This window comes from Candidatus Albibeggiatoa sp. nov. BB20 (genome assembly GCA_016744725.1).
Taxonomy (GTDB): Bacteria; Pseudomonadota; Gammaproteobacteria; order Beggiatoales; family Beggiatoaceae; genus Albibeggiatoa.
The window spans coordinates 1-8452 of the sequence record JADGDW010000176.1 but is presented as its reverse complement, the minus strand read 5'-3'; the positions used below and the strand labels follow the sequence as shown (position 1 = coordinate 8452).

Annotated in this window: 9 protein-coding genes; 4 read left to right on the top strand and 5 right to left on the bottom strand. The window is 36.6% G+C overall.

Annotated elements, in window-relative coordinates; genetic code table 11:
- On the top strand, window positions 1–1644 hold a 1644-nt coding region (recN, locus tag ABXH34_RS15960), incomplete at its 5' end, for a DNA repair protein RecN (RefSeq protein WP_353572882.1).
- On the top strand, window positions 1641–2192 hold the full coding sequence (locus ABXH34_RS15955; RefSeq protein WP_353572881.1) for a hypothetical protein: 552 nt from the start codon (window positions 1641–1643) through the stop codon (window positions 2190–2192). The genes recN and ABXH34_RS15955, both read left to right, overlap by 4 nt.
- 64 nt (window positions 2193–2256) lie before the next feature.
- Here the strand turns inward: ABXH34_RS15955 and ABXH34_RS15950 are convergent, their stop codons facing one another.
- Window positions 2257–3357, bottom strand: a complete 1101-nt coding sequence (locus ABXH34_RS15950) for a PH domain-containing protein (protein WP_353572880.1) — start codon at window positions 3355–3357, stop codon at window positions 2257–2259.
- Window positions 3358–3958: 601 nt separating this feature from the next.
- On the opposite strand from ABXH34_RS15950, the gene folD reads away from it, so the two are divergent.
- Complete coding sequence (gene folD / locus ABXH34_RS15945; RefSeq protein WP_353572879.1) at window positions 3959–4813, top strand: bifunctional methylenetetrahydrofolate dehydrogenase/methenyltetrahydrofolate cyclohydrolase FolD; 855 nt, start codon at window positions 3959–3961, stop codon at window positions 4811–4813.
- A 90-nt stretch (window positions 4814–4903) separates the two neighbouring features.
- Here folD and ABXH34_RS15940 read toward each other — a convergent pair whose 3' ends face one another.
- The 3 genes from ABXH34_RS15940 to ABXH34_RS15930 form a co-directional block, all read right to left on the bottom strand.
- Window positions 4904–5416 carry an LPS-assembly lipoprotein LptE gene (locus tag ABXH34_RS15940; RefSeq protein ID WP_353572878.1) on the bottom strand — a complete coding sequence of 171 codons (513 nt, stop codon included), beginning with the start codon at window positions 5414–5416 and terminating at the stop codon, window positions 4904–4906.
- A gap of 67 nt (window positions 5417–5483) precedes the next feature.
- Entirely contained in the window at window positions 5484–6410 is a 927-nt protein-coding gene (gene rsmH, locus ABXH34_RS15935; RefSeq protein ID WP_353572877.1) for a 16S rRNA (cytosine(1402)-N(4))-methyltransferase RsmH, read from the bottom strand.
- Window positions 6411–6506: 96 nt separating this feature from the next.
- Window positions 6507–6710 (bottom strand): cold-shock protein, encoded by a 204-nt coding sequence (locus tag ABXH34_RS15930; RefSeq protein WP_353572876.1) that lies wholly within the window; start codon window positions 6708–6710, stop codon window positions 6507–6509.
- A 450-nt stretch (window positions 6711–7160) separates the two neighbouring features.
- On the opposite strand from ABXH34_RS15930, the gene ABXH34_RS15925 reads away from it, so the two are divergent.
- A complete protein-coding gene (locus tag ABXH34_RS15925; RefSeq protein ID WP_353572875.1) occupies window positions 7161–7403 on the top strand; it encodes a hypothetical protein in 243 nt (80 codons plus the stop codon).
- Between the two features lie 345 nt (window positions 7404–7748).
- Here ABXH34_RS15925 and ABXH34_RS15920 read toward each other — a convergent pair whose 3' ends face one another.
- Entirely contained in the window at window positions 7749–8252 is a 504-nt protein-coding gene (locus ABXH34_RS15920) for an LEA/WHy family protein (RefSeq protein WP_353572874.1), read from the bottom strand.
- Between the last annotated feature and the right edge of the window lie 200 nt (window positions 8253–8452).

The following is an 8452-nucleotide window of genomic DNA, read 5'->3' as shown; positions in this document are numbered from 1 at the left end:
GTAGAAACATCACAACTTCAACTTGATAAAGGTCTGACCATTATTACAGGGGAAACAGGTGCAGGTAAATCCATTCTGATTGATGCGCTAGGGCTGATATTAGGCGGCCGAGCAGACAGTGGTAGTGTGAGGCAAGATTGCGATCATGCACAAATTGAAGCCCAATTTCATAATACAGAAATGACTCGGGCTTGGTTACAAAGCCAAAATCTAAATTCAGATACTGAGACGGTGACAATTAAACGCCTTATCAGTAAAAATGGCCGCTCGAAAGCCTCAATTAATCAAACTGCGGTTTCTGTACAAAATTTAAGAAGTTTCGGCGATTTATTAGTGGATATTCATGGGCAACATGCGCATCAATCACTCTTAAAATCAGAAATTCAACGTCGTACTTTAGATGATTTAGCAACAGATTTAACAGTATTGCAGGCGGTACAACAAGTTTATCTGAAGTGGAAACAATGTCAGACTGAATTAACCCAGCTTGGTGGTAACGGTCAGGATCGAGAAGCCCGTTTAGCATTATTACGCTATCAAGTTCAAGAATTAGAAACCTTGGAATTAACCGCCGATAGCATTCAAAAGATTGAAGAAGAACATCAGCGTTTAGCCCATGCTCAAAAGTTATTGGAAAACAGTCAAACTGTATTGAGTTTATTAGATGGTGAAACCAACAGCACCATTTTATCAGATTTTAGCCAAGCGGTTAATTTACTAACAGAATCACAGCAATATGATAGTCGTTTGGACAATATCAATAATTTACTCAATGAAGCTTTAATTCAAGCTCAAGAAGCCAGTAGTGAATTACGTCATTATATCGATCATTTAGAATTAGACCCCGAGCGTTTACAGTTTGTAGAACAGTATTTAGCTAAATTACAAGATATGGCGCGTAAGCATAAAGTGCATTATCAAGCTTTACCGGCTTATTTTGAAAAATTAAATGCTCAGTTGAATGAGTTAGAAAATTATGAACAACGGGCGGCAGAGCTAGAATTACAGCTACAGAAAACCTTTGAACATTATCAACATGCTGCGGAACAATTACATCAACAACGTGAACACATTGCTGACGATTTAGCGGTCAAGATTACTGAAAATATGCAGCAATTAGGCATGTCAGGCGGTCAATTGGTGATTGCTGTAAATGCCAATCCTGAAGCAGTGCCTAGTTTATATGGTATGGATAATATTAACTTTCTGGTTTCAACCAATCCAGGACACGCGCCAAAACCGTTGCATAAAGTTGCATCAGGCGGTGAGCTTTCACGCATCAGTTTAGCGATTCAAGTCATTACTGCACAACATAGTGGTGTACCTACCTTGATATTTGATGAAGTGGACGTAGGTATTAGTGGTGGCGTAGCTGAAATTGTCGGGCAATTGCTACGTGATTTAGGTCAGCAGCGACAAATTTTATGCATCACTCATTTACCGCAAGTAGCTAGTCAAGGCGACCAGCATTTGCAAGTCAAGAAAACCATTAATACTCAGAGTACACATACCCAGTTGCATTGGCTTAAGCGTCAGCAGCGGATTGAGGAGTTAGCGCGAATGTTAGGTGGTGTGGAAATGACAGAACAAACCTTAGCTCATGCAGAAGAGATGTTATTACATGCAACAGGAGCAGTCATATGAATCAGGTAGGAACTCAGGAAAATTTAGAACAGATTCGTAGTCTTTTATTTGGTCAATACGTTAATCAATACGATTCCCATTTAGGCCAATTAGACTCGCAATATGTTGATTTAAATGCGGCGTTACAGCAAGAAATTAACAAGGTTGAACAACAGTTTAATAGCGAGCTACAAGCGATTAAACAACAGTTAACCCAAGAAGTGGCTCAACTAAACAAGCAATTCAGTACAGAACAGCAGAACAATCAAACCCAGCACACTGACTTGCAAACAGCGGTTGGTAATTTAGAACAACAGTTTGAACAGAAATTAAATCAAGCCAGTGCCAAATTTACCCATGAACAGAAACAATTGCGGGATATTCTAAAAGATTTTATTCAACAAGTTCGGCAACAAAATGAGAAGAACAGTCGCTTATTTACAGAATTAAAGCTGGAAATTGACGGTTTGCGAGCTAACAAACTTAACCGTAAAGATTTAGCAGGCATTTTCAGTGAGCTTGTACCACGTCTAAGTAGTCAATTGACGGGAATAACTGAAGATGACTAGAGATGAGAAACTATAAACAAGACTGCCTGTTGATTAATAAGTGGCAGCCTTTGAGCTAAAGTTTCTATTCTTTTTTAGCTTTGATATGAAACCAAATTAAATGGCTCATCTTATGTGGAGCTGCAATATTTCTAAGCACCACTTTTCCCTGTCCTGTACCTGTAATAATCATTGCACCATAATTAAATAAACGCCCTAGCAAACTTTGTTGAATACTGACACTTTCCATTGCATTTAGTTTAATCTCGATCTTTTTATTGCCTAAAGCTCCTGTTTTGGTAATAATCCGATTTTGAGTCAGCAATAATTCAGTCGAAAACTTATTGACAATGACTTCCAACTCGATAGCAATGCCCATGATTAACATCGTCCCCATACCCAGTTTCCAAAGTGAGAGCTGAGGTAAAACCGTACTGAGCTGGCTAGGCAACCATAAAGTGACCATTGGCATATAATCTTTTAACGGATCGGTGATATACAAATAAGAAGATAAAATGATCAAAGTCAGTGCAGCAATATCTAAACAGGATAAAAAATGTGGCTTAGAATAAAATAAAATCGTCTCGTCACTAAATAAGCCATAACTGTTTTTTTTGGCTTCAATTTGCCTTGAATTTAAAGGAAGCTTGGTTAGTTCCCGTAATTTATCCTGTTTTGCTGCAATAGGTTGACTCGATTGATTGTGTTTTATTGGTTGTGGTGTATTCAGGTTTTGTTGTGCAATTGACTTTGAGTTTAAAAAAAGTTTGGTTAATTCCTGCAACTTACTCCATTTTGTTGTAACAGTTTGACTTGGTTGCTTTTGCTCCACTGGTTTTGGCGTATTCAGGCTTTGTTCTGCAATTGGACGTGAGTTTAAAAAAAGCTTAGTTAATTCCCGTAATTTATCCCGTTTTGCTGTAATAGTTTGACTTGGTTGCTTTTGCTCCACTGGTTGTGGCGTATTCAGGTTTTGTTCTGCCAAGTCTTCATCATGATATTTGCGACGCTGAGGGTGAGATAACACCTTGTATGCTTGTTGGATGTCATCAAGTTTAGTACGCGCAACCTTATTTTTCTGAGCTTTAGCCGCATATTTCCTGCCGAGCTGTACGACGGCCATTTTGACTTGCTCAGTGGTTGCCTGAGGGGAAATTTCGAGAATGTTATAATAGTTTTTCTTCATAATAATTGGCAATATCGAATTTTAATTATGGCCTTCTAGCAATAAACAAAAAAGCCTACCATTGATGAATATCTTTCAAAATCAGCGTTTAATATTGAGTTGCCTCGGACAGATTAAAATCAATATTTTTTATTGCTGTTTTTTACATGATAATTTATCAGGTTATTGTTTCAGACATTAATGCAAAAACCATGAAACACATGATATTTTTCAGTTGATTAGGTGCAATATAAATCTCATGCTTGTTATTTATCAATGATGATACCACTTATAATTGCTTGTTTTTAGATATAAAACGATCAAAATAACTATTTATAGCTATTGATGGATTTTTAATTATTATAGTCGTTTTACTTTAAGGTGATACAGGACTGGCAGTCCTAGATTTTAAAACTGATTGATATTTAAACAATAACAGGACTGCCAGTCCTAACACCCAAAACGAAATTGACTATAGAATTCAAAACAGTGCTGAAGAGCAAAATTTCTATTGGACAAATACTGTTGCCTTGCATAATGCCTGTTGTTTAGCGTATTGATTTACACAACGATCCATTTTTGCAGTAGAATATTTTTTTAACTGCTTGAATAAGGAATCGATATGACAGCACAGGTTTTAGACGGTAAAGCTATCGCGAAAGAATTACGTCAAACCATAAAAAAACAAGTAGATATACGCTTAGCTGAGGGATTACGTGCACCCAGTTTAGCAGTGATTTTAGTGGGGGAAAACCCTGCCTCAAAAGTGTATGTGAAAAATAAACATCGTGCTTGCCATGAAGTGGGTATTATTTCAGAGCAACACCAATTGCCAGTTGAAACCTCTGAACTTGAGTTATTAAGTTTGTTAGACCAATTAAATCAAGATGATAAGATTGACGGCATTTTAGTGCAATTACCCTTACCCAGTCATATTGATGAACAAAAAGTAATAGAACAGATTAGAGCCGAAAAAGATGTGGATGGTTTTCACCCCTATAATGTAGGACGTTTGGCATTGAGAATGCCTGTATTACGCCCCTGTACACCAAAAGGTGTTATGACCATGTTGGAAAAAACAGGTATAGATTTAGTGGGATTAGATGCAGTTATTGTTGGACAATCCAATATTGTTGGGCGACCAATGGCTTTAGAATTGCTTGCAGCACGTTGCACTATCACCGTTTGTCATAGTCGAACTAAAGGTTTGATTCAAAAAATAAAAAATGCGGATATTGTGATTGCGGCTGTTGGCCAACCTGAAATGATTAAGGGTGAATGGATCAAAGCAGGAGCGATTGTGATTGATGTGGGTATTAATCGTCTAAAATCTGGCAAATTAGCTGGAGATGTTGAATATATGACAGCACAACAACAAGCGGGTTGGATTACACCTGTACCGGGTGGAGTTGGACCTATGACAGTGGCGAGTTTATTAGAAAATACTTTACAAGCGGCTGATTTAAGCAAAGCATAATATTGATATATTGGAGTGCAACTTGATTTAGATCACGAAATAGATTGCACTCTTAATAGACTGAATATAAAGTAGATAATTCAATTTATTTTATGGTTTTTTCGATTTTAATTCAACTTGTTTGCTGACAATTTGTAACATGCGTAGAATTTGCAAGGTGGTTTCTTGTAATAATTCTTTGCGTAATAATTCTTCTTCAGCTCCCATGGCCAAGACGGCTTTTTCGTTGTAACTATAGTCTCGAATGTAACTTAAAGTTTGCTGTTCCAATAATATAGTGTCATCAGATTGACGCATTTCAACATTAATCTTAAAACTCAGTTCGACCTCCTCCAAACGGCCAGAACTAGCAGAAATGCTGAGTACACGACGGTCTAATTTCTGCTCGCTTAGCAAAACAACCACATCCGTATTTTTAGGAGATGTCGTCAAAGTGATATTGGGTTGGGTAGTTAAATATTGCTTCACTTGATTGGCTACGATGTCAGCTGCCTCTGATTGTATATAAACGCTACTAATACCATAGTTTATGTTGCCACGTAACTGAAAGCCACAACTCGCTATAAATACAAGTAAAAATCCTAAAAAAAGTGTTCGTATCATTATTAGTGTATGGGTTGATTGGAAAAGCCTTATCATAGCAAATTGTATCCTGTCATAATCAGCAAAATTAACTCAAACGTTCAGCCGCTCTTAATACCGCACTTCTGGCACGCGGATTATGTTGCATTTCGGTTTCAGAAGGGTAAATAGCTTTGCCAAGCGGTTTTAATTTAGGATTTAACATATCGACAGTCACAGGTAAATGTGCTGGAAAGTCATCCCCTTTAGCCTCTTCTCGAATAAAGCGCTTAACTAACCGATCTTCTAGCGAGTGGAAACTAATCACTGCCAAACGGCCTTGAGGAGCAAGTATCTCCAAACTTTGCGGCAGAACAGTTTCAATCTGCTCTAATTCCTGATTAATAAAAATGCGTAAGGCTTGAAATGTTTTAGTGGCAGGATGCTTACCAATTTCCCAAGCAGGATGTGCTTTTGCCACAATATCAGCAAGATGAGCCGTGGTTTCAATCGGTTTTACATCTCTTTCAGTTACAATGGCGCGAGTAATCCGTTTTGCATGACGTTCTTCACCATAGCGTTTGATAATATCGACAATTTCTCGTTCTTTAGCATATTTTAACCATTGAGTTAAACTTTGACCTTGAGTTGGATTCATACGCATATCTAAAGCACCATCACGCATAAAACTAAATCCACGCTCAGGATCATCTAATTGTGGAGAAGACACACCTAAATCGAGTAGAAAACCATTAATTTTTCCCGACAAATTCAGCCCAGCAATCACTTGAGCCACCGAGGCAAAATCAGAATGAAGTATTTGAAATCGAGGGTCTTGTTCAGCTAAAGCATGGCCAGCGGCAACCGCTTCTGGGTCTTGATCCAGTCCAATTAAACGGCCTTGTTCGCTGAGTTGAGATAAGATTGCACGGCTATGGCCACCACGTCCAAATGTACCATCAACATAAATGCCTTCTGGTTGAATATTTAAACAGGTAACAGCTTCTTGTAGTAAAACGGCTTGATGAGTATACACAGGCTTTTTTGATTAATTTTTGAATTAAAAGAAGACATAAAAAAACCCGTTAACCAATGGGCTTACGGGCTAAATTTTTTAAACTATTTTAATAGTTTAAAGAGGTATACAAACTGTCGCTTGAGGCCCTTTTGGTCCCATGCGTACATCATATTCAACGGTTTGCCCTTCATTCAAGGTTTTAAAACCTTCTTTTTGGATGCTGGAGAAATGCACAAATACATCTTTATCGCCATCCTGTGGAGAAATGAAACCAAAGCCACGGGTTTCGTTGAACCATTTAACGGTACCTAATTTCATAAAAAGCCTCATACTACATAACTCCCACAAGGGGAGGTCAATCAAAAAATTGAAACCCTAGCTTAACTAATAATATTTCATACAAAGATGTAACGTCACAATAAAAAACTAGATTCCAAACTAAACCAGTGTCCATAAAAAGTTTTAAACACGTAGGTCAAAGCTTACGGGATTTTAGGTATAAAAACAAGCTTATTTTGTATGGTTTCATTAAAGTATCAAAAATAATGCAAGCAGATAATCGAAATAGATAACTCTATGATAAGTAAAATAGAGTTTGATAAGTTTTATTTGATTATTATTGAATATAAAAGAGCTACAATTTATTGGGAGTAAATTTAGCCTTATTTTGGAAATAATTGGTGTGATTATTGAAGCAAAGGCCGTGTCAATAGTCGTATTTTACTCATAAAAATACAATTTTGGTAAGCGATATAAGGATATTCCACGATGGGGAAAAAAGATAAATTACCAACGCTCAAGGATATTGTGAGTAAAGGTGATGAAGCAGCAGAAAGTGGTTTAAGCGAGGGGCAAATTCAGGCTTTGAATGAGCAGCTTGAGAAAATTATTAATGAGCGCGTACAAGAAGCAATGGCACAAACCTCTCAAGTTGTTGTTAAAGATATTAAAAATTATTTAAATAAAGCTTTACCTGTGTTGGTTGAAGCGTTAATGAAAAAAAATGCGTAATTGCTGAAATAATAAAAATACAAATAACTTCACATTTCTTGAATTTTGAATTATTACAATTTGACCTACATCTGTTGACTCCCATTTGCTTAAAATATTGCTATTTAAGTACGGGGCGAAAAATAGATTTTCTTTGATTTTTAATGGTCGTGATGCACCACGTTATGGCCATTTAAAAGATCATAGATTGACTTAAAATCACATCCACAACTTATTAAACTAAATTATTTCAAGTCCAAATTACAATTTAATAGTACCATCAACTAGTTATGATGTAATAGACTCAGAGAAACCCAAACAAATTAAGAATGAATAATCGTTTGGATTTCAAAAAAAGGGTGCTTTTTACTGACTTGAATCCTGTTTTAAACTACCAAAACCGAGATCAACCTTACCCGAATAGTCATAAGGTACTTGTGGCAACCATTCTGCAAAAAATAAATTTCCTTTAAGGCCATAGTCAAATTGTCGGCTGGTATTACCTCCTAAAATACTGCTACCAAGCGAAAGAGCTTGCTCATAAAGGCTTGCAAAATTGCTTGTGACTTGCAATGTAATCGTTTCCGCAGCATTTGCAGGGATAGTGACTGCCTCTTCATTCACACCTGAAGCAAACACCGTATCATTAAGCAACAATTCATAATCTAATTTGCTCAATGGTAATGGAAACGCATTAGGATTATCAATTTTGAGTTGCACTTCATAATTTTGTTTAGAATATCCAGAGCTTAAAAGCTGTAAGCCAGATAAACTAACACTTGGATAGGCAACCGCTTTTTGTCCTAGTTCAGCACAGCCCGATGCCATAAATAATAAAGCTGAAACCAGTAAAAATTTGTAGTAACGCATTTAGAAAATTCTCCCTTTTTTGCTAAGTAATTTATCATTTTTAAATTGATATTTTGCATAGTATCCAGTCGTGGTAAACGACAAATACCCGCAAATTCATTCAAAAAATGTGACACTTTTATATCTATTTTAGATTCAGATAAAATTCAAATATATCAAAATCTTAAAATATAAACCTCTTGAAAAGATAAATATATATG